1 pseudogene is annotated in these 269 nt (G+C 32.0%); it reads left to right on the top strand.

The features are described from left to right. Positions 1-173: 173 nt before the first annotated feature. Positions 174-269: pseudogene (locus tag KVT11_RS19970) on the top strand (GNAT family N-acetyltransferase); the annotation flags it as partial.

Raw genomic sequence — 269 nt, 5'->3', positions numbered from 1 at the left:
AAGAAAACGTAAACACATTGAAAGAAGCTACTAACTAACCAACTTTTGATAAGAAGCTGAATACGACATTCAGCTTCTTTTTTATGTGTTTCTGCTTGACTTGACCAAAATAACAAGTAAAATTATCCATATTAGCTTTTAAGCTATATTAATTTAGAAGGTGAGTTGGAATTATGACTCTTCACATTTGTGAAGTAACAGAAAAAAATTGGCGTTCGGTATCTGCTTTAAACGTCGCAAAAGACCAGCAGCAATTTATTGAAAGCAAT

The sequence above is a fragment of the Bacillus sp. GbtcB10 genome, from assembly GCF_019091365.1.
Classification (GTDB): Bacteria; Bacillota; Bacilli; order Bacillales; family Bacillaceae; genus Bacillus; species Bacillus altitudinis.
The sequence above is the reverse complement of the archived record's forward strand: the minus strand, read 5'-3'. Positions and strand labels throughout refer to the sequence as shown.